General features: G+C 68.0%; 22 protein-coding genes. 10 read left to right on the forward strand and 12 right to left on the reverse strand.

The window, feature by feature from the left end; all coding sequences use genetic code 11:
- Positions 1–88 precede the first annotated feature (88 nt).
- Together ABD260_RS33725 and ABD260_RS33730 are read right to left on the reverse strand one after the other, a co-directional pair.
- Entirely contained in the window at positions 89–871 is a 783-nt protein-coding gene (locus tag ABD260_RS33725; RefSeq protein WP_344240324.1) for a hypothetical protein, read from the reverse strand.
- A gap of 42 nt (positions 872–913) precedes the next feature.
- A complete protein-coding gene (locus ABD260_RS33730) occupies positions 914–2,236 on the reverse strand; it encodes an MATE family efflux transporter (RefSeq protein ID WP_344240326.1) in 1,323 nt (440 codons plus the stop codon).
- Positions 2,237–2,606: 370 nt separating this feature from the next.
- On the opposite strand from ABD260_RS33730, the gene ABD260_RS33735 reads away from it, so the two are divergent.
- Positions 2,607–5,738, forward strand: a complete 3,132-nt coding sequence (locus tag ABD260_RS33735; RefSeq protein WP_425553467.1) for a replicative DNA helicase — start codon at positions 2,607–2,609, stop codon at positions 5,736–5,738.
- Positions 5,739–5,769: 31 nt separating this feature from the next.
- Complete coding sequence (locus ABD260_RS33740) at positions 5,770–7,014, forward strand: NHL repeat-containing protein (protein ID WP_344240328.1); 1,245 nt, start codon at positions 5,770–5,772, stop codon at positions 7,012–7,014.
- Here the strand turns inward: ABD260_RS33740 and ABD260_RS33745 are convergent, their stop codons facing one another.
- The 3 genes from ABD260_RS33745 to ABD260_RS33755 form a co-directional block, all read right to left on the reverse strand.
- Entirely contained in the window at positions 7,015–8,871 is a 1,857-nt protein-coding gene (locus tag ABD260_RS33745) for a hypothetical protein (protein ID WP_344240330.1), read from the reverse strand.
- Entirely contained in the window at positions 8,864–9,163 is a 300-nt protein-coding gene (locus tag ABD260_RS33750) for a hypothetical protein (protein WP_344240332.1), read from the reverse strand. Before ABD260_RS33750 ends, ABD260_RS33745 begins: the two co-directional genes overlap by 8 nt.
- Positions 9,164–9,274: 111 nt before the next feature.
- Positions 9,275–9,907 carry a MerR family transcriptional regulator gene (locus ABD260_RS33755; RefSeq protein WP_344240334.1) on the reverse strand — a complete coding sequence of 211 codons (633 nt, stop codon included), beginning with the start codon at positions 9,905–9,907 and terminating at the stop codon, positions 9,275–9,277.
- Between the two features lie 84 nt (positions 9,908–9,991).
- On the opposite strand from ABD260_RS33755, the gene ABD260_RS33760 reads away from it, so the two are divergent.
- A complete protein-coding gene (locus tag ABD260_RS33760) occupies positions 9,992–10,495 on the forward strand; it encodes a DoxX family protein (protein ID WP_344240336.1) in 504 nt (167 codons plus the stop codon).
- On the forward strand, positions 10,492–10,893 hold the full coding sequence (locus ABD260_RS33765; protein WP_344240338.1) for a hypothetical protein: 402 nt from the start codon (positions 10,492–10,494) through the stop codon (positions 10,891–10,893). Before ABD260_RS33760 ends, ABD260_RS33765 begins: the two co-directional genes overlap by 4 nt.
- Here ABD260_RS33765 and ABD260_RS33770 read toward each other — a convergent pair.
- Complete coding sequence (locus ABD260_RS33770) at positions 10,843–11,898, reverse strand: helix-turn-helix transcriptional regulator (protein ID WP_344240339.1); 1,056 nt, start codon at positions 11,896–11,898, stop codon at positions 10,843–10,845. The genes ABD260_RS33765 and ABD260_RS33770 overlap by 51 nt on opposite strands.
- A gap of 57 nt (positions 11,899–11,955) precedes the next feature.
- Between ABD260_RS33770 and ABD260_RS33775 the strand changes: the two genes are divergently transcribed.
- Positions 11,956–13,233 carry an FAD-binding oxidoreductase gene (locus ABD260_RS33775; RefSeq protein WP_344240341.1) on the forward strand — a complete coding sequence of 426 codons (1,278 nt, stop codon included), beginning with the start codon at positions 11,956–11,958 and terminating at the stop codon, positions 13,231–13,233.
- Here the strand turns inward: ABD260_RS33775 and ABD260_RS33780 are convergent.
- Genes ABD260_RS33780 through ABD260_RS33795 form a run of 4 tightly spaced genes read right to left on the reverse strand, consistent with a single transcriptional unit; the run spans position 13,181 to position 15,490 of the window.
- The gene (locus ABD260_RS33780) at positions 13,181–13,723 is read right to left on the reverse strand and encodes a GrpB family protein (RefSeq protein WP_344240343.1); all 543 of its coding nucleotides are present in this window, start codon (positions 13,721–13,723) and stop codon (positions 13,181–13,183) included. The genes ABD260_RS33775 and ABD260_RS33780 overlap by 53 nt on opposite strands.
- Positions 13,720–14,115, reverse strand: coding sequence for a RidA family protein (locus ABD260_RS33785; protein WP_344240345.1), 396 nt, complete (start codon positions 14,113–14,115; stop codon positions 13,720–13,722). The genes ABD260_RS33780 and ABD260_RS33785 overlap by 4 nt, the downstream gene beginning before the upstream one ends.
- A 21-nt stretch (positions 14,116–14,136) precedes the next feature.
- Positions 14,137–14,571 carry a phosphatase domain-containing protein gene (locus ABD260_RS33790; protein ID WP_344240347.1) on the reverse strand — a complete coding sequence of 145 codons (435 nt, stop codon included), beginning with the start codon at positions 14,569–14,571 and terminating at the stop codon, positions 14,137–14,139.
- Between the two features lie 19 nt (positions 14,572–14,590).
- Entirely contained in the window at positions 14,591–15,490 is a 900-nt protein-coding gene (locus tag ABD260_RS33795) for a LysR family transcriptional regulator (RefSeq protein ID WP_344240349.1), read from the reverse strand.
- Positions 15,491–15,582: 92 nt separating this feature from the next.
- Here ABD260_RS33795 and ABD260_RS33800 point away from each other — a divergent pair, with 92 nt between their 5' ends.
- Entirely contained in the window at positions 15,583–16,788 is a 1,206-nt protein-coding gene (locus ABD260_RS33800; RefSeq protein WP_344240351.1) for an MFS transporter, read from the forward strand.
- Between the two features lie 12 nt (positions 16,789–16,800).
- Positions 16,801–17,622, forward strand: coding sequence for a phosphotransferase enzyme family protein (locus tag ABD260_RS33805; RefSeq protein ID WP_344240353.1), 822 nt, complete (start codon positions 16,801–16,803; stop codon positions 17,620–17,622).
- Here ABD260_RS33805 and ABD260_RS33810 read toward each other — a convergent pair.
- Positions 17,619–18,071: a winged helix-turn-helix transcriptional regulator gene (locus ABD260_RS33810; protein WP_344240355.1), complete on the reverse strand. Its 453-nt coding sequence runs from the start codon at positions 18,069–18,071 to the stop codon at positions 17,619–17,621. The genes ABD260_RS33805 and ABD260_RS33810 overlap by 4 nt on opposite strands.
- Before the next feature lie 87 nt (positions 18,072–18,158).
- Here ABD260_RS33810 and ABD260_RS33815 point away from each other — a divergent pair, with 87 nt between their 5' ends.
- The 3 genes from ABD260_RS33815 to ABD260_RS33825 all read left to right on the forward strand — a co-directional run bounded on the left by ABD260_RS33815 (position 18,159) and on the right by ABD260_RS33825 (position 19,917).
- Positions 18,159–18,749 carry a dihydrofolate reductase family protein gene (locus tag ABD260_RS33815; protein WP_344240357.1) on the forward strand — a complete coding sequence of 197 codons (591 nt, stop codon included), beginning with the start codon at positions 18,159–18,161 and terminating at the stop codon, positions 18,747–18,749.
- Between the two features lie 87 nt (positions 18,750–18,836).
- Positions 18,837–19,217 carry a TIGR03618 family F420-dependent PPOX class oxidoreductase gene (locus ABD260_RS33820; protein WP_344240359.1) on the forward strand — a complete coding sequence of 127 codons (381 nt, stop codon included), beginning with the start codon at positions 18,837–18,839 and terminating at the stop codon, positions 19,215–19,217.
- Positions 19,218–19,227: 10 nt separating this feature from the next.
- Positions 19,228–19,917 carry a dienelactone hydrolase family protein gene (locus tag ABD260_RS33825; RefSeq protein WP_344240361.1) on the forward strand — a complete coding sequence of 230 codons (690 nt, stop codon included), beginning with the start codon at positions 19,228–19,230 and terminating at the stop codon, positions 19,915–19,917.
- Here the strand turns inward: ABD260_RS33825 and ABD260_RS33830 are convergent.
- The gene (locus ABD260_RS33830) at positions 19,895–20,431 is read right to left on the reverse strand and encodes a putative immunity protein (RefSeq protein WP_344240363.1); all 537 of its coding nucleotides are present in this window, start codon (positions 20,429–20,431) and stop codon (positions 19,895–19,897) included. The two genes, ABD260_RS33825 and ABD260_RS33830, sit on opposite strands and share 23 nt — an antisense overlap.
- Between the last annotated feature and the right edge of the window lies 1 nt (position 20,432).

Below are 20,432 nucleotides of genomic sequence, written 5' to 3' on the forward strand. Positions count from 1 at the left end.
CATCACAACACCCCTTCAACCGACAGGTGTTGCAATCACCCCCTGAACCCGCCGCGTGGTCGGCGCCCCAAACCGGTTTGGGGCCGGGCTAGAGGCTTATGTCCCACTCGGTACCCGGGCTCGGCTTCTGTTGGGGCTTCTGCTTGCGGTTGCCGCGAACCGGAATGTGGTTGCGGTCCTTCGGCGGTAGCGCCTCAGGTGCTTCGTCCGGTGGATTCAGGACGGCCTCGCGGGCCGGCCGCAGCGCGTCGTCGGCCTCCCGGTCCTCGGCGGCGGCCCGGTGGTCCGCCTCGTCGGCACCGGCCCGCGCGGCCCGGCCGTACGCCTCCTCGGACCGGTAGTGCGCGGCCAGGCTGTCCCGCATGTCCGCGCGACCCTTGATGGTCAGCGCGTCCGCGCCGGGTGCGTCCGGGTCAGCGGCGGCCCGGTCGAGCCGGTCGTAGCCGCGGTGCAGGTCGAGCCGCTCCCGGACCTGCTCGGCCGCGCCGAGCCGCTCGTTGTCGACCCGCGCCTCGCCGGCCCGGTTCGCGAAGGCGATCTGCTGAGCCCGGTGCGACTCGTCGATGAGCGCGTCGCGGTTGCGCTGCTCGGCCAGCTCCTGCTCTTCGCCGGCGATCAGCGCGAGCTCGTCGTCCCGCGCCTGGTCGGCCTCTTCCTCGTCCAGCCGCGTCTGCTCGTCTTCCGAGCGCCGTTCTTCCGCATCCAGCTCTGTCCGGTCAGCCGCCGGACGCTGGCTCGCTTCGGCCCGCGCCCGCGCCGCCTGCTGCTGCCGAAGGGCCTGCCGCGCCCGGGCGGCCTCCGTGTCGTCGTCGCCCTGCTCCTGCTGCGCGGGGTCGAGCGAGACGATCGGGTCGTCGTCGGTGTCAGGCATACGGCTCCTTTCCTTACCGGTTAAAGATGCCGCACCGCGGGGTCAGCGAACAGCGCCCGTGACCAGCCAGCCGTCGCGCCGTTCGCGGACGGTCAGAGTCAGGAAGCGCAGCAGCATGTACGCGCCGAAGGCCCACCACAGCGCGACGATTCCGCCGCCGAGCCAGAGCACCAGAAGGGCGAGCGGCACGTACAGCGCCAAGGCGATCACTCCGGCCAGTGCGAGGTACCGGCCGTCGCCCGCGCCGATCAGTACACCGTCCAGGACGAACACGACACCGTTCACCGGTTGCCAAAGGGCGGCCACGATCAGTACGGCGGCGAGCGTACGTCGTACGTCCGGATCGCTCGTGAACCACGGGACGTACACACCGCGCAGCCCCCACAGCGCGAGGCCGCCGATCAGGCCGGAGAAGAGGCCCCACCACATCATCCGGCGGGTGATCGCCCGGGTACCGGCCACGTCGCCGGCGCCGAGCGCGCGCCCGGTGAGCGCCTGTGCGGCGATCGCGATCGCGTCCAGCGCCAGCGCGAGGAACGACCACAGCGTGAAGGCGACCTGATGCGCCGCGACCGAGGTGGTCCCGAGCGCGGTGGCGACGAAGGTGAGCAGGATGATCGCGGCGCGCAGGGTCAGCGTACGGACGATCAGCGGTACGCCCATCTGCGCCGAGGCGAGGATGCCCGCGCGGTCGGGGCGCAGCTTGGCACCGTCGCGGCGGGCGCCACGGACCACCACAATCACCAGCGCGATGCCCGCGCCGGTCTGGGCCAGCGCGGTGCCGAGGGCGGAGCCGGCGATGTTGAGGTGGACGCCGTACACGAGCAGCACGTTCAGGCCGATGTTGGCGAGGTTCGCGGTGATCGCGACGACCATCGGGGTGCGGGTGTCCTGGAGGCCGCGGAGTACGCCGGTGGCGGCGAGCAGGAGCAGCATCGACGGGATGCCGATGCAGGAGATCCGCAGGTACGTGACCGCGTAGTCGGCGACGTCCGGTGACGGCTCGAACGCGGCGATCGCGTGCGGCGCGAGGATCACGCCGAGGATCGCCAGTACGACGCCGAGGACCAGCGCCAGCCAGAGACCGTCGATGCCCTGGGCAAGCGCGCCCTTGTGGTCGCCGGCGCCGATCCGGCGGGCGACCGCCGAGGTGGTGCCGTAGGCGAGGAAGACACAGACGCCGACGAGGGTCTGCAGGATGGTGCCGGCGACGCCGAGCGCGGCGAGCTGCGGCGTCCCCAGATGGCCGACGATCGCGGAGTCGGCGAGCAGCATCAGCGGTTCGGAGACGAGGGCGAAGAACGCCGGAACGGCGAGCCGGAGGATCTCCCGGTCCTGCGCTGGCAGCCATCGTCGACGTCTCACCGAGGCAGGTTACCCAGGCTGTGGGCGGGTCTTCGGAATTCGTCTCGTACTTTTTCTTCTCCACAGTTGTGAACTCGGGAAACCGCAGGTCAGGGCCTGGTTGTGCATTGTTGTCCCCAGTTATCCACAGGGTTGTGCCCAACCTGTGCACAGCCTGGTCCGGGGTTATCCACGGTTCGTGCACAGCCCCTGTGGACGTTCGAGTGGCCAGCGGCGACGGGTCCGGCGTACGGTCGCGAGGCTGGTGCCGGAGTCAGCGCCGGAAACTGTCGGCGGGGTGTGACTATGGTTCGAGCAGGTGTTCGAACCGCTCGCCGACGGCCGGTCGGCGGGTGGCCGGGGCAGCGGCGTGACGAGGAGGTCGGGCGAAGTGAGCGTGGCGGAGTTCCGCGGGGGCCAGGACGACGGCCACGAAGAGCGCAGTCCGGCGATGGGCTTCGACCGCACCCCACCGCAGGACCTGGCCGCCGAGCAGTGCGTGCTCGGCGCGATGATGCTCAGCAAGGACGCGATCGCGGACGTGATCGAGACCCTGCGCGGCACCGACTTCTACCGGCCGGCGCACGAGTCCGTCTTCGACGCGATCACGGACCTGTATGCGCGCGGCGAGCCGGCCGACGCGATCACCGTCGCGGCCGAGCTGACCAAGCGCGGCGACATGGCCCGGATCGGTGGCGCGCCGTACGTACACACCCTGGTCGCGTCCGTCCCGCTGGCGGCGAACGCGAGCTACTACTCGCACATCGTCCGGGAGAAGGCGATCCTGCGCCGCCTGGTCGAGGCCGGCACCAAGATCGTCCAGCTCGGATATGCGGGTGAGGGCGAGGTCGACGACGTCGTCGACGAGGCGCAGGCGGAGATCTACTCGGTCACCGAGAAGCGCACCGCCGAGGACTACGCGCCGCTGAAGGACATCATGGAGGGCACCCTCGACGAGATCGAGGCGATCGACTCCCGTGGTGACGCGATGGTCGGCGTACCGACCGGGTTCACCGACCTGGACGAGCTGACCAACGGGCTGCACCCCGGCCAGATGATCATCGTCGCCGCGCGTCCCGCGATGGGGAAGGCGCTGGCGCTCGACACCGCGCTGCCGACACCGACCGGCTGGACCACGATGGCCGAGGTTGCGGTCGGCGACCAGCTCCTGGACGCCGACGGGTTGCCGACCACGGTGGTCGCCGCGACCGAGGTGATGGTGGACCGCCCGTGCTTCCGGCTGTCGTTTTCCGACGGCAGCGCGATCGTCGCCGACGCCGAGCACCAGTGGCGGGTCGAGGACGGCGGTCGCCCGGTGATCTGCACGACCGCCGACCTGTACACGGCGATGTCGGCGAGTCCCGGGCTGACCCCGTCGATCCCCGGCTCGGCGCCGCGGCAGATCACCGGCCACGGCTTCCCGGCCGCGCTGACCGGCGAAGGCGAGCGGCGGCTCGAGTGGGTCGACCCGGTGGACAGCGTGCCGGTGCGCTGCGTCGAGGTGGACAACCCCGACCATCTGTACCTGGCCGGCAAGACGATGATCCCGACCCACAACTCCACCCTCGGCCTGGACTTCGCCCGCTCCTGCTCGATCCGGCACGGCCTGACCTCGTGCATCTTCTCGCTGGAGATGAGCCGCAACGAGATCACCATGCGACTGCTCTCGGCCGAGGCCAAGGTCCCGCTGCACCACATGCGCAACGGCAAGATGACCGACGAGGACTGGGCCCGGCTGGCCCGCAAGATGGGCGAGGTCTCCGAGGCCCCACTCTTCATCGACGACTCGCCGAACCTCACCATGATGGAAATCCGCGCCAAGGCCCGCCGGCTGAAACAGCGCCACGACCTCAAACTGATCATCATCGACTACCTCCAGCTGATGACGTCCGGCAAAAAGGTCGAGTCCCGCCAACTCGAAGTCTCCGAGTTCTCCCGCTCCATCAAGCTCCTCGCCAAAGAGCTGGAACTCCCCGTAGTAGCCATCTGCCAGCTGAACCGAGGCTCCGAACAACGCTCCGACAAACGCCCCATGGCCTCCGACCTCCGCGAATCGGGCTGCCTGACCGCGGACACCCGGTTGCTGCGGGCCGACACCGGCGCGGAGATCTCACTCGGAGAGTTGCTGGCGACGGACACTCGCGACATCCCGGTCTGGTCGCTCGACGACCGGTTGAAGCTGGTGCCGCGTACGCTCACGCATGCCTTCCCCAGTGGAGTGAAGGAGGTTTTCCGGCTGAAGCTGGCCTCCGGCCGGGAGATCAAGGCCACCGCCAACCACCCGTTCCTGACGTACGACGGGTGGAAGCCCCTCGGTGAGCTGGCGCCCGGCGCCCGGGTCGGATCGCTCCGGCATGTCCCGGCGCCGCTGCAGGTGCAGCCGTGGGACGAGGACGAGCTGACGATGCTTGCGCATCTGCTCGGAGACGGGTCGTTCGTCAAGCGTCAGCCGATCCGGTACGCGAGCATCGACGAGGCGAATCTGACCGCGGTCGCCGAGGCGGCGCGGCGACGATTCGGCATCACCGCGATCCGCCAAGACGCCGCCGCGCGGGTGACCACGCTCCGGCTGCCGGCGCCGTACCGGCTGGCCCGCGGGAAGCGGAACCCGATCGCCGCCTGGCTGGACGGCCTCGGCCTGTTCGGCCTGCGCAGCCACGAGAAGTTCATCCCGGACGGTGTTTTCGGCCTTCCGAAGGAGCAGCTCGCCCACTTCATCCGGCACCTGTGGGCCACCGACGGCTCGGTCCGCTGGGACGCGAAGCTCGGCCAGGCCCGGATCTACTACGCCAGCACCAGCCGCCGGCTGATCGACGACCTCGCCCGCCTCCTCCTCCGCCACAACATCTTCAGCCGGATCAAGACCGTGAAGAAGCCGGGGTACCGCGACGGCTACCACCTGTACATCTACGGCGCCGAGAACCAGAAGCGGTTCTGCGACGGCATCGGCGTCCACGGGCTGCGTGGGCTCAAGGTGCTGGAGGTCGCGACCGCACTCCGCGACGTGAAGGCGAACACGAACCTGGACACGGTGCCGAAGGACGTCTGGACCCAGGTCCGCGCGGTCCTTGCCGAGCGCAACGTTTCGCACCGCGAGTTCGCCACCGCGATGGGGACGAAGTTCTCCGGGTCGACGATGTGGAAGCACGCCCCGAGCCGCCAGCGCCTCGCCAAGGTCGCCGACATCCTCGACGACGCCGACCTCGAAGTACTCGCCACCAACGACATTTTCTGGGACACCATTACCTCGATCGAGCCGCTCGGCGAGCAAGAGGTGTACGACGCCACCGTCCTGGGCACCCACAACTTCGTCGCCGAAGGAATCGCCCTCCACAACAGTCTGGAACAGGACGCGGACATGGTGATCCTGTTGCACCGGGAGGATGCGTACGAGCGGGAGTCCACGCGCCCAGGGGAAGCCGACTTCATCGTGGCCAAGCACCGTAACGGCCCGACCGCCGACGTCGTCGTCGCCTTCCAAGGCCACTACTCTCGCTTCGTGGACATGGCCCACGACGGCTGATCGCTGTCGAGAAACAACTAGGATGCCCGCCATGACTTGGCGACGCTCAGCGACCGGTGTCATGGGTGTAGCGGCAATGGCGGTCATGAGCCTGGCCCTCGGCGCTTGTAGTTTGGCGAAGAGTTCCGAAAAGCCGGACGGGCTGGCGCTGGAGATCGTTGCGGGCGGCGGCACGGATGCCGTTGCCAAGACAGCCGCGGACGCCAAATTGACCGGCTACATGAGAGATCTCGAAGTCGGTCGTGACGGCGTGGTCAGGTTGCTGACCAGTGAAAACAACCGGGCCAGCATCTGGGTTTTCCAGCCTGGTGGCGCGGCCCGGCGAATCCAGGTCGATCCCAGCATCACAACAGCCACGCAGCTGGCGGTCGCGGACGACGGCACGATGTACGTCTCCCACCCAGTCAAGAGAGCAGGGCTCGTCTCCAAAGTCGACGCTGCAGGCAAAACAACACTGATCGTCGGCAACGGGAGCCTTGGGTTCACCGCCGACGGAGGCGTCGCGACGGGCCCTGCGTCGAGGATCACGGGCATCTCCGTCGACCGTCAGGGCCGTCTCGTGTACGGCGAGTTGCGCTTCTTCGACACAGCAAACCAGAACATCGGACTGGTCCGGCGCGTCGAGGCCAATGGCCGGGTCACCACGATCGCCGGCCGTTCAGTCACGCTACCGGAAGACGACTACTCGATCGGGATCGTACGATCGGTGAATCCGCCGGCCGGGACCATGGCACTGGACTGGTCACTACCAGGCATGTTTCAGCTCCGCAGCCTCACCACCGGCGATGACGGCACGATCTACTTCGAGTCCGATCGCGGAGTGCTCGCCGTCGTTCCGGATGGCACCATCCGTGCAGCCGCTCGCCGTCGCGACAGATCGTCCGCGCTGGTCGCGGACCGCCCCTTCACCCGTGAAGGTGACGCCGCCGATGCCGACCCGATGTTCCAGGAGGACGCCGGCATCACCGAGGACGCCGGCTACGTGACACTTCCGGTGCAGTACGGCCGTGTTGACAGCCCACACTCCGTGCCGCCGGCCTACCGATGGACGGGGCAATTCTCGGCAGGCGCACAAAGGATCGTCGACGCCGCTGCCAAGGGCGCGGAAGGTGACGAGCTGCAGAACCTGCTGCGGATCGTTCGCCCGGACGGTTCGCTGACGACTGCGGCGTGGGCCGTGGAAGGTGGTGCGATCCGGGCAGGCAAGCTGTACGTGGTGATCAGCAGCGGATACCGCGGTGAAGCGGTGATCGGACGGTTCGACCTGCCGAAGTGATCATCGGCCGCGTGAGCCGAGGACATCGGCATTGAAGTCGTCCCAGGCCGCCTGCTGCACTGCCGGGTCCTCCATCCAAGCAGCGTAGGCCCGCCGCGCAGCCTGAGACATCTCGGCGACCGGCCGCAGCGGATCTTCGGGATTACCCGTGGTGAACTTCGCTCCGTACTTCTTCTCGTAGCCGGTGGGGTCACCGGTCCAGGTCGTTCCGTGGGCGTCCCTAACCGGCGTGATGCCGGCTGCCAAGCTGTTGCGGGCTTTGGTCTGCCAGACCTTGTTGTCTCCCGCCCACACGCTGTCCGCCGCGATCTGCTGGGGGGTACGGTCCAGCCAGCCAACGATCATTGCTGAGACCGAGCCCTTTCCCGAGGCCTTGACGAACCCCGTGATCGTCTTGGCCGCGGCCGCACCGGCAGGACCGCCCTCCGCGAACAACGCCGCGCTCGCCGGGTCGACGAAGTAATCCACCCATTGCTTGACGTTCGCGTTGTAGTCGGCGGCTTCCTTGTTCGCGGCACTCTGCGTCGTGTTGAGCTGATCGAGGAACCAGCTTCTGAACCGCCCGTTCTGCCAATTCGAGAAATTGTTGGCGTCCTTGAACTTGGTCTCACCGGCGGTCACCGCGGCGGACTTCGCCTCGTACCTCGCGCGAAACAGCGTACTCAAGTAGCCGGCGCTCTTGGGGTCGCGCATGGCTTGCTGGATCAAGGCGGCCCAGGCGGTGGCCGGTGCCTCGATTCCGGGCCTGGCTGGGTCCGGTTGGTCGTAGTACTCCGGGACGGGTGGACCGCTGGCGACGGCCTCGAGGTCGTCGAAGTACTCGGTGGCGATGGCCGCGTAGGCGCTTTGGACGCCGGCGAACCTGGCTCGGTGCGGGTTGTCTCTGAGGTCGAGAAGCAGGCGCCGGGTGAGGGCCTCCGCCGGGTTGGCCCAGGTGGTGGTGCCGGCCGGGCGGGTGTTGTCGTACATCGCTCGGGCGTCGATGGTGGCGGCTCGGATGAAGGTTCCGAGTGGGTCGCCGAGTTGGCTGCGGGCTCCGTTGACCCAGCCGGGGCTCAGGCCTCGTGACATCGCCTGGATCGTGGCGAAGTTCTCCTCGTACAGTCTGGTCGCGGCGATGGGTGAGCGCGCAACGGCGGCGAGGACCTGGGCTGTGCGCTCGTTGTCGATACCGCGCCGGTCGGGCGCCAGGGCCAGGTTGCCGACGTGGACCAGCAGATCGTTGTCCCATTTGCCGAACTGCAGGAGCGGCAGAATGCCAGGAACACCTGGGAATCCAGTGAACCAGGTGTCGTCGAAGACGCGGCGGGAGCTGGCCGTGGCGAACAGGTTGGCGAGAGCGGGAAGCCGGTCGGCCTTCAGCTTGTCCTTTCCGAGCCCGGCTACGACCAGCCGGGTGGCGTGCGGGCCGAGTGCCTTCGCGAACGCCGCGGCGAAGTCGGGGTCGTGCTGGTTGGCCGCGAGCTCGTCCCAGACCGCGGCTGGAAGCCGGCCGGGTTCTTGGTATTGCGCTGCGAGTTCCTTTGCCCTGCCGATGGCTGCCGCGGTGCTGGTGAAGTTGCCGGCCCACTCTGTCGGCACCATAACCGGGTTCTGACCTAGCTGGAGGGCCTGACCCATGAGTTGCTGTGCCATGACATGGCGTCGCCGGAGCATCGGTAGCTCGGTCGCGATCCAGCTGCTGACCGTTCGCAAGCGGTCGATCGCACCGGTATCCAGGTTGACGGTGGTGTAGGCGGATCGCAGCTTGGGGAGCAGCGCGTCGAGCATCGCCTGGGTTTTGGCCAGGTCGCTGTTCATGGCGTCGAGCGCGTCCGGATCGATCCCGGCGAAGCCCTCTTCTTTCGGCTCAGGCATTGCCCAGCCGCCGCTGCCACAGCTGTGCCTCTTCCTCGCTGCAGGTCAGGGGTGTCGCGGCGAGCCGGTCAGCGACCTCGGCACCGAGGTTGGCCAACGCGAGGTTGTAGGTCGTGCGCTGACTACTCAGCTGCGTTCCCCACGACTCGGCGGTGGGGCCGCTCCACACGTTGCCGGCGGCAAAGTTCTGGTGCGGACGATCCAGTTGCCCGGTCAGGCGCTCCTGGACGCTGCGGACCGAACTTTGGACCTTCAGAAGGTACGCCCGGAGCGGATGTGGAACTGTCCCCATTCGACCATCGTAGGTGGAGGCCGGGTTCCCAGCTTCCGTTGCGAGCGTCGTTGCCACTTGCTGCAACCGCCGAGGCCCTGACGAGCTCGCGGAGAGGCCTGGGGCTTGGGGTCAGTGGGGTTTCCAGAGGGTGGCGGAGGTTGATTCTTGGGAGAGGAGGCGGAGGGAGGCGATCAGGGTTTCGCCGAGGATGGTGCCGATGACTACTGATTCGGCCAGTTGGTCGCGGGTGGGGTTGGTGGTGACGGCTGCTACTTCCAGTTTGGTGAAGGTTTCGACGGCGTCGGCGTAGGTGTCGAGGTGGTCGGCGAGGTTGGTTTGGCCGAGGGTTTCCATCGCGGCGAGGGTGTCGATCAGGGTGGCCAGGGCGGGGGCGTCGGGTTCGACCGACCAGCGGCGTTTCTGGATCAGGTCCTGGACGCGGGCGGTCGCGGTGGCGCGGGCCTCGGGGGTGGTGGTGACGCGGCGGGGCGGGGTGAGGGCGCGGTGCGCGCGGCCGATCTGGTCGTGCAGGGACTCGGTGTCGTCGTCGAGTGACTCGAGGATTTCCTTCACCTGCGCCAGCGGGACCTGAGCCAGGTCGATCAGCGCGCGGATCAAGCGCAGCCGCCGGATGTGCGCCTCGCCGTACGCCGCCTGGTTCGGGCTGCTCAATTCGCCCGCGGGCAGCAGGCCCTCACGCAGGTAGTACTTGATCGTCGGCACCGGGACGTCCGTCGCCTTGCTGAGTTCCCCGATTCGCATCCGCTTGCCTTCCTGTTGTCTCTGATGGATAGTATCAGTATCCATAAGCGGATACCTTCGCTATCCATTAAGGAGTTGACACAGATGATTCCCCTGGTGCTGATCCTGGCGACGCTGGGGTTTCGCGGGCTGGGCGTCCTCGGCGTACGCCGGTTCGCGACCTGGCCGGCGAGCGCGGCGTACGGGATGGCGCTGATGCTCCTGTTCACCGCGAGCGCCCATTTCGTCCCATCCAGCGTGACGGTGATGCCGAACCACGCCGACATGGTCCGGATGGTCCCGCCGTTCCTCCCGTACGCCAGTGCGCTCGTCTACCTCACCGGCGTACTCGAACTACTCGGCGCCGCCGGACTGTTGCGCACGGCAACCCGCAAACCGGCTGGGTGCGCGTTGGCAGCGCTCTTTGTCGCACTGCTGCCGGCCAACATCCATGCGGCCGTCGCCCAGGTCCCGTTCGCGGGCGGCGCGGCGACACCGCTCTGGCAGCGCATCCCGGAGCAGATCCTGTACTTGGCCGTAGCACTCTGGATAGCGCGGACGGCGAACACCCGCACCATCACCCCAGTCGAAGAGAGCGTGTACTCATGAGCGACGCATCCCGGATTCTTGCCGGCGTCATCCTGCTCACCGTCGTGACGATTCAGTTCGGCGGCTACTTCATGACCAAGATCGTCCGCGGCCAGGTGCCGATGACCGATTTCCAGAAGAACTTCGCGCGGGCCGGCCACGCCCATGCCGGCGTGCTGGTGATCCTGAGCCTGGTCGGCCTGCTCTGCGTCGACCAGACGAACCTGGGCGGCTTCCTGCTCTGGGTCGCGCGGCTGGCGATCCCGCTCGCGGCGATCCTGATGTCCGGCGGCTTCTTCGCCTCGTCGGCCGGCAAGGACCGGACCCAGCCGAACCAGTTCATCTGGGTGCTCTGGCTCGGCGCCGCGTCACTGACCATCGGCGTCCTCACCCTCGGCATCGGCCTGATCGTGGCCTGAGGCAACCGAATCACCCGCGGCCGCTGAATCACTTGAGGCAGCAAACGCCCGCTCGAGCCGGCCGCCCACCCGGGCGATCAGTGCGGCCGTCTCCGCCGTCGCATGCTCCACGACAAACGGCCCGAGCACCGCAATCGCCGCCACCTGTGTCAGCAGCATCGCCGGCGAATCCGCGCTGAACCGCACCACACAAGACGACGGCCCGGTCTCCTCGACCACGCCGCGTACGACCCCCTCGAACGCCGATGTCACCGCCGACGCCGGCGCTTCGACCGCCAGCCGGACACTGTGCCGGTACTGCGCCGAAAGGAACGATTCCACCAGGTACGACGACGCATCAGCCGCCGGCAGTACACGTGGAGTGAACTGATGCAGTACCGGCGTCACCGCACCGATCCGATCGGCCCGGAAGATCCGCCAATCGTCCCGTTCCGGATCGAACGCGAGCAGGTACCACCGCCAGGCGAGTGTGAGTAGCTGATGCGGCTCCACCCGCCGGCGCGTGGTCGCGCGTTGCCGCCCGTGGTAGTCGAAGGCAACGAGTTCGTGGTTCCGGCAACAGCGCGCCAGCACGGCGAGTACGCCCGGATCGACCTGCGGTATGCCGGGCCGGGGCACTGCCTCGGTGGCCGAACTGACCGCCGCGAGTTGGGGCCGGAGCCGCGCGGGCAGCACTTGTTCCAGCTTCGCCAGCGCGCTCATCGAGCTCTCGGCCATCCCGGTCACGCCGCCGCCGGCCGCGCCGACCAGGCCGAGTGCAACGGCGATCGCCTCGTCGTCATCCAGTTGCAGCGGCGGCAGGCGGGTACCCGAGCCGAGCCGGTAACCGCCCGCGGTCCCGGTCGTGCCGGTCACCGGGTAGTCGAGCCCGCGCAGCCGGTCGACATCCCGGCGTACGGTCCGCTCGGTGACGCCGAGCCGCTCAGCAAGCTCACGACCGGACCACTCCCGGCGGCTCTGCAGCAACGACAGCAGCCGGAACAGGCGACCAGGCAACTCGCTCATCCAGCCATTGTTGCTTGCGGACAGCTCCTGTCCGCAAGGGCTCATAGCGTGAGAGCCATGCTGACAACGACAAGCACCGAGTACGACGACGCGCGACTCGGCTTCCAACGCCGCGATCCGCACCGTCCGCAGGCGATCTTCCAGGTCACGAGCGCCGCCGGCATCGAGGAGGCGGTCCGGTACGCGATCGACCATGACCTGAAGATCGCTGTCCAAGCGGCAGGACATGGTCTGACCAGGGGCATCGACGGCGGCGTACTGATCGCGACCCGCGACTTCAACGGCGTGACGGTCGACGCGGAGCGGAAGACAGCCTGGATCGACGCCGGTGCGACCTGGCGTGACGTCATCGCCGCGACCGCACCGCACGGCCTGGCGCCGTTGTCGGGTAGTTCGCCCGCGGTCGGCGCGATCTCGTACACGCTCGGTGGTGGTCTCGGATTGATGGCCCGCCGGTACGGGTACGCGGCGGATCACGTCCGGCGGATCGAAATCGTGACGGCGGATGGCGTACGAAGGAACGCCGAGGACGCCCCGGACTTGTTCTGGGCACTGCGCGGCGGCGGTGGCAACTTCGGCATCGTCACCGGCCTCGAGGTGGAGCTCTTCGACGTACCCACCTTGTACGGCGGCAGCCTGTACTTCGACCTGGCGGAGCACCCGTCCGTACCGGAAGCGTGGCGGAAGTGGACCGAGGACGTGCCGGAGGAGGTGACGTCCGCGATCGCGATCCTGCCGATCCCGGACATCCCGCAGGTGCCGGAGCCGGTGCGCGGGAAGTACGTCGCGCAGGTACAACTCGCGATCCTCGGGGACCGCGGCGCAGAGCTGATCGAACCGCTGCGCGCGATCGGTACGCCGGCCATCGACACCGTCGGCGAGCTGCCGTACACCGAGTCCGGCGCGATCTTCGCCGAGCCGGATCACCCCGACAGCTACACCTCACACAACGTACTGCTCAGCGGCCTGGACGCGCTGGCGACCTTGCCCAAGCTGGCCGGCCCAGGCGCGGCCAAGATGTGCATCATCGGCATCCGCCACCTCGGCGGCACACTGGCCCGCGAACCGGAGCTCCCGAACGCGATCGGTCACCGCGACGCCGCGTACTCGCTCACTGTGCTGAGCCCGCGCGAAACCGATGCGACCGAGCTGCATCAAGAGATACTGGAGCCGTGGCGCACCCAGGTCGTTGGCCGGTCCCTCAACTTCAGCTTCGCCGACCTGACCGCCGACGAGGTGGCCGAGGCGTACGACCCCGGCGACTACAAGCGCCTCACCGACCTCAGGCGCCGGTACGACCCGAGCCGCCGCCTCTGGCCGAACCATCAGCTTTAGCAATCAACTCTTCCACCAGCGCGCCCTTCGCGTCGACGTACGCGGCTCGATCAGTGTGGAGCAGGTGCGCCAACTCGCGCTTCCGCTCGGCGTACCGCTCCCGATCGGCCGCGTTCGTCCGCAGATGGTCGCGGAGCAGTACGTGGTCCCGATGCGCTTTGTTGCCATCAACAACGACATACAGATGGTGGTAATGCGCCGCATCCGCCGGTAACGCGAACGCCTCGCGCCCCGGGATGCCCTGATCGCCCTCATGCCGGTAGCCGGCCGCGGTCAACCGCTCAATCGCTGCGGGCACCAGCTCGGCCGACGGTACGACAACGTCGAGGTCGATGATCGGCTTGGCCGCGAGACCAGGCACCGATGTACTCCCGACATGCTCCACCTGATGGGGAAGTCCGGTCAGGTACGGCATCAGCCGGGCGTGGATCTCCGTGAACCAGAGCGGCCACCGCGGGTCGTACTCGACGACCTCGGCGGGTGCGCTCACAGCGCGGCGGTCACGTCGATCTCGACCAACTGCCCCTGGAAGCCGAGCTGCGCGACGCCGAGCAGGGTGCTCGCGGTCGTGAAGGCCGGGGCGAGAGGGGAGTCGTTGAGCTGTGTCCAGACAGCGGCGAGGTCGGGCTGGTTCGTGCTGGCCACGTAGATGACCGTGCGGACGACGTTCTCAGGGGTGGCGCCGGCGGCCTCGAGCGCGGTCAGGATGTTCGAGATCACCTGGGCGGTCTGCCCGGTGAGGCCGCCCTCGGCCAGCTCACCGGAGGGTTGCAGCGGGCACTGCCCGGCCAGGTAGATCAGAGTGTCGGCCTGGACGCGGGTCACGTGGTGATAGCCAGGCGTGGAATGCAGTCGGTCGGGATTGCTCCGCTCGATCGTCACACTCCGACCCAACGCGATGCATCAGCTCCGGGTCAACAGATTTACCACGTACCGCTTCTGCCACGGCGTCTCCACGGCATGCTTGTCATAGTGGCTGCGCACGTAATCCACAGCCTGGTCGGACGGCACGCCGTCAAGCACGGCGAGGCAAGCGAGCGCCGTGCCCGTACGCCCCCGGCCGCCGCCGCAGGCGAGCTCGACCCGGCCGGTCCCAGTCCGTTCGAGCGCTTCGCGGAAGACCGTCAGCGCCTGCGCGCGATCCGCCGGCAGCCGGAAATCCGGCCACTTCAGCCAGCGCGTCTCCCACGGTACGTCCGGTGGTTCGCTGCCGAGCAGATAGACGCCGTACGTCGGGAACGGCTCCGCGGCCGGACCGCGCCGCAAACCCCGCCCGCGCACAAGCCGGCCCGAGGGCAGTTCCATCACGCCTGGTGTGTCCTTCTCCCAATGACCCACGCACCCAACCTACCGATTCTCAGAAGTACTGCCTCTCAGTGCGGATCGAGTCGCCGATCAGGTCGAGCAGGGCGGCCACTGCTCTGCTCGGCCGGCGGTCGGCGGTCACCACCGACAACGTCCAGGTCAGGGTGACGTCGGTGATCCGCAACTTGTGGACGCCGGGCTCGGCGTCGAGTTGCACGTCGGGAAGTACGGCGACGCCAAGGCCGGCCCGTACGTACTCGGGGACCGTGGTCAGCTCCGGGATCTCGACCTGAATCCGGCGCGGCCGCCCGATCGCGTCGAACGCCTGGTCGACCTGCTTCCGGTTCCCGAACCCGGGCGGCATGTCGACGAACCTTTCGTCCGCGAGATCCTCGAGGCGTACGCCGTCCCGCCCGGCCAGCCGATGCGCCGCCGGGACCAGCGCGACGAACGGTACGGTCGCAATGTCGCGTACGTCGAGACCGCTCAACTCCGGTCGCGCGAGACCGAGCAGTGCGACATCGAGCCGCCCGTGCCGGAGGTCGTCCGCGAGGCCGGACGATCCGGTCGGCGAGGTCGCGACCTGTACCTCGACCAGCGGGTACTTCCGGTGGAACGCACCGAGCAGGTCGGCCAGATCGACCAGGCTGAGCCGGGCGAGCGTACCGATCCGGACATTGCCGCGGAGACCGGACGACGCCTCCTCGACCGCGGCGCGGGCCCGGTCGAGTGCCTCCAGCGCGGCCTTCGCCTCGGGCAGCAACGCCTGGCCGGCGGCCGAGAGCACCACGCGCCGGGTCGACCGGTCGAAGAGGGTGGTCTTCAGATCGTTCTCCAGCGACCTGATCGCGGCCGACACCGTGGATTGCACGGTGAACAGCCGCTGCGCCGCGCGGGTGAAGCTCAGTTCCTCGGCGACCGCGACGAAGTACTCGAGCTGTCGGCTGTCCACAGGCCTAATTTATCGGATTTTCCGATAAGAGCATCCGAGAACTTTCGTTGGACTCGATAGATCGCGCGCGGCACGCTGGAATCATGTCCACCATGACGTCCACGCGGGCCGTCCGGCTCGCGCATGCCCCAGGGTTCTGGGTGATCGCGGCGGCCTTCCTCACCACGATGGCCTTCTCGACGATCCCGACCCCGCTGTACGCGATCTACCAGCACCGCGACGGCTTCCCGACGTACGTGATCACGGTGATCTTCGCCAGTTACGCGGTCGGGGTGATGGCCTCGCTGTACCTGGCCGGGCATGTCAGCGACTGGCTCGGGCGGCGGCGGGTCGCGTTGCTCGCCGTCCTCGCGGAGGCGCTGTCGGCGGCGATCTTCCTGATCTGGCCGGCGGTTCCGGGGCTGCTGCTGGCTCGGTTCATCTGCGGCGTCGGGGTCGGCGTACTGACCGCGACCGCCACCGCGCACTTGTCGGAGTTGCGCAAGATCGCGCGCCCCGACGAGGACCCGGCGCGGTCGGCATTGATCGCGAGCATGGTGAACCTGGGCGGGCTCGCGTTCGGTCCGCTGGTGGGTGGATTGCTCGCGGCGTACGTCGACGCGCCGCTGCAGCGTCCGTACGAGCTGTTCTTGGTGTTGCTGTTGATCAGTGCGCTGGGGATCGCGATGGTGCCGGAGACGGTGGAGCGGCTGGAAGAGCGGCCCGCGTACCGGCCACAGCGTGTCGCGGTACCGTCGTCCGTACGCCCGCTGTTCTTCGCGTCGGCGATCGGGGCCTTTGCGGCGTTCGCGATCTTCGGTCTGTTCACTTCGCTCGCGCCGACGTTCCTGGCCGGCGTGCTGCACCACCCGTCGCGGCTGCTCGCGGGCGTTGTCACCTTCGCCGTGTTCATCGCGGGCGCCGGGAGTCAGGTCGTCTTCGTCCGCCTGTCCCGCCCGGCCCAGTTGCGCCTCGGCCTGATCGCGATGTCAGTCGGTCTGGTCGGAGTAGCCGTCGGCGGCCTGATCCCCAACCTCTACCTCTTCGTCATCGGCGGCATCGTGGCAGGCGCAGGCGTAGGCCTCGTCTTCCGCGGCGCCGTAGCCACCGCCGCCTCCCTGGCCGACCCCTCCTCCCGAGGCGAAGTCCTGGCCGCCCTGTTCCTCATCGCCTACGCAGGCCTGGCAATCCCTGTCCTCCTGATCGGCCTAGGCATCGCCCTACTCCCCGCCGAGGTAGCCCTCCTCATCTTCTCCACCCTCATCCTCATCCTCGTCAACACCGCCGTATTACGAATGCTCGCCGCCCACAAGCAGTGATCTGATGCAGGTGTGGACCTGGAACGCGACTACGGCCTGACCGTCACCTCGCTCGAACCACACCAGGGCGGCTTCGCCACCGACGGCTGGGTGGCAGACCGGCGCTGGTTCGTGAAGATGTGGAAGCCCGGGGCGGATCCGCTGGGCCTGGAACTGCTCGGCGCGCTCCGTCGCGCCGGCCTGCCGGTGATTGAGCCGGTACGAACCATGCGTGGCGAATTATTCGCGATGAACGGCGACCGCGCTTACGCCGTTTTCCCCTACGTGCAAGGGCGTACGGCCGCCTGGTCCGACTGGCGGGTCGTCGCCCAGGCGATGCGGCAGGTACACGAGGTGCAACTCGACCTGCCACCCGCGACGACTGACGAACCCACGATCGACACCCTGACCCGAAACCTCCAGCACCCGTGGATCGCGGACCGCGCCGACGAACTGACGACGGCGATCACCCGGCTCGACGGCGTGCGCGAGCGGCTCGCGACAAAGCCGGTACGAAAGGTCGTCTGCCACACCGACCTCCACGGCTTCAACCTGTTGATCGACGACGCGGGCGAGGTCGCCGCGATCCTCGACTGGGAGCAGGCGGTGATCGGTCCGCGTGAGTTCGACCTCTGGGTCGCGGCGGACGGCGACCAGCTGTCCGAGTTCCTCGACGCGTACGGCGCCGACGACCTCGATCTCGATCACCTTGAGTTCGCGTTGCTCGCCCGGGGGCTGCGTGATCTGGCGGCTCGGGTGCTGAACGAGGTCGATCGGCCAGGGGTCGAGACGTGGGGATTCGATCGGATTCGGCGGTTGGACAGTGATCTTGAGGTCTTTCGCGGGTACTGCTAGGCGGCGGCGCCGGGGCCTGGGAGGAGGTTGATGTTGTTGCCGTGGATGGGTTTTCCGCAGGTGGCGCAGGTGAGGGTGGCGTGGGTGATTTCGCCGCAGGTGTGATGCTGGTACAGGACGGGCGGACCGGCTTGTCCGGCCAGCCATTTGTCGCCCCAGGCAACCATCACCATCAGTACGTCGACCAGCTCCATGCCCTGATCGGTGAGTACGTACTCGTAGCGCGGCCGGTTGTCGTACGCGCGGCGCTCGATGATGCCGCGGTCGACGAGATGGTTCAGTCGCTCGGTCAGCACCTTGCGGGAGATGCCGAGGTCCGCCTGGAGCTGCTCGAAGCGGGAGAACCCGACCCAGATGTCACGCAGGATGAGCGGCGACCAGGCCTCGCCGATCACGTCCAGGGTGCGCGCGATCGAGCACGCCATCGCACTGAAATCCGTTCGCTGCATAGGACAAGTCTAGCAATTGGGGTTCCCTGAGGGAACTCCATCATGCTACGGTCTCTTCAAGGAACTCCAACCGGAAGGTGACGACGGATGAGCAAGGTGATTTGCGCACTGGCGGTCTCGGTCGACGGGTACATCACCGGCCGCGACTCGGGCCCGGATCGCGGTCTCGGGGACGCGGCGATGCTGTTCGACTGGTACTTCGACGGTGACACCCCGAGCCGGGAGTTCGACGGATTCAAGCTGAGCGCACCGAGCGCCCGGGTGTTCGACGCACTCGCGGGCCGGGTCGGCGCGGTCATCGCCGGGCACAAGACGTACGACGACTCCGGCCACTTCGGCGGCGGCGGTCCGCACCCGAACGCCAAGCTGGTCGTACTGAGCCACGGCCCGGTCGCCGAGATCAGCGAGCAGCAGACGCTCGCCAACACCATCGAGGACGCGGTCGCCGCGGCGCGCAAACTCGCGGACGGCAAGGACGTCGGCCTGATGGGCGGCGGCACCGTGACGGCCGCCCTGCAAGCCGGTCTTGTCGACGAGCTCGTACTCCACCAGGTCCCGATCCTCCTCGGCGCCGGCCGCCCGTTCTTCCAGGAACTCCCACAGCACATCCGCTTGAACCTGCTCGAAGCAGTCCCCGCCCCCGGCGTCACCCACCTCCACTACGAGATCGCCCGCTGACGCTCCACCACGAGATCGCCCGCCGAACTCCCACCACGACTTCACCCGCCGAACTTCGACCACATCGCACGCCGAAGGAGTACAACCATGCTGAACCCCGCCGTCCGCCGCGCCGTCGAGAGCGCCTCGATCGCCCACCTCGCCACCGTCCTCCCCGACGGCTCCCCGCACTCGATCCCGCTCTGGGTCAGCACCCTGGACGACAACATCGTCTTCCTCACCGGCCCCGACTCCCAAAAGGCCCGCAACCTCCGCCGCGACCCCCGCGTAGCCCTCTCCCTGGCCCCCGTCGACAACCCCTACGAGCCAGTCATCATCCGCGGTCGCGTCACCCACTGGATCGACGGCGAAGAAGGCTGGGCCCTCGTCGACCAAATCGCCATGAAGTACATCGGCCAGCCCTACGGCCGCGACCAGGCCCGCATCATCGGCGTCATCGAACCAGAACACCAGACCGTCGGAGTCTAGGATTTCGCGTATGGGTGTGACTGTGGCGGTTGGGGAGCAGGACGCGTACCTGGCGCGGGTTGGGCGGGTGGGGATGTTGTTGCTGCCGATGATCACCGGGATTGGGGAGCAGGTTCGTGCCTGGGCGGATGAGTTGGCGGGGGAGGGGATTACGGCGTTGGTTTGGGATCCGTTCAAGGGGCGGAGTACTGACAACGCGACCCGTGAAGAGCTCAGTGGGATGTTGCGGGAGATGGATGATGACGCCGCGCTGGCTGAGCAGGGGGCGTTGCTTGACTATTTGGCGGACGAGCTGGGGTGTTCCAAGCCCGGCGTGATCGGGTGGTGCCTGGGTGGGCGGTTCGCGTTCTTGCTGGCGGCGCGGGATCAGCGGGTGTCCAACGTGATCGCGTTCCACCCGACGGTGCCTTCGCGGTTGCCGGCGCATCACACGTACGACGCGATCGCCGAGGCGGCCGCGATCACGGCCCCGGTGCTGGTCAGCTACCCGAGCGCCGACACCGCCGTACCAAACGCGGACTTCGAGACCCTGCAGACCGTGCTCCAAGCACGGACGACCGGTGCGACCTTCACGCAGTACTTCCCCGGCGCGGACCATGGTTTCTCGGACAAGTCGCGGCACGGCAAGGACGTCAACGCGGACGCGTACCGGCTGGCGTGGCCGCAGGCGTTGGCGTTCATGAAGTCGACGGTTGCCTGAGCGCTGACTCCAGCCGGCGGCGCAGCTCACCGAGCCGGCCACGCCCAGCCGCACCTTCCGGGTACCGCGCCAGAACCTCCCGCACCACGACCGGCACCCGCTCGATCGCCCAGCGAATCACCGCATCGCCGTCCGCCGGTTCTCCAGAAGCAAGCTCAAGCGCGTACGCCGCGTACTGCGCCGCCGCGATGATGTGCTTCACCTGTGTAGCCGCCGCGAACGGATGCAAGTACGCCGAACCGGCCGCGCCAACGGCTGCCCGCGCAGCCGCCTCAGCCGCCGGGTCGACCATCTCTCCGGCCGCCTTCAACGCGGCGAACGCGCCGGTCCGGATTGCCTTCGTTCTGTTGCCTCCGGCACCGAACTCACGGACCACTTCGATCGCGTCCCGGGGCCGGCGGTCGTCCGGAGCGACCGCCTCGAAGACGGGCAGCGCCTGCTCCGCGCATTCGGCTGTCCACAGGCTCAGCGCGCGCAGCTCATCGAGACTCAAGGGGATTGCCGGGTGGCTCATG

Source organism: Kribbella hippodromi (assembly GCF_039531045.1).
GTDB classification, from domain to species: domain Bacteria; phylum Actinomycetota; class Actinomycetes; order Propionibacteriales; family Kribbellaceae; genus Kribbella; species Kribbella hippodromi.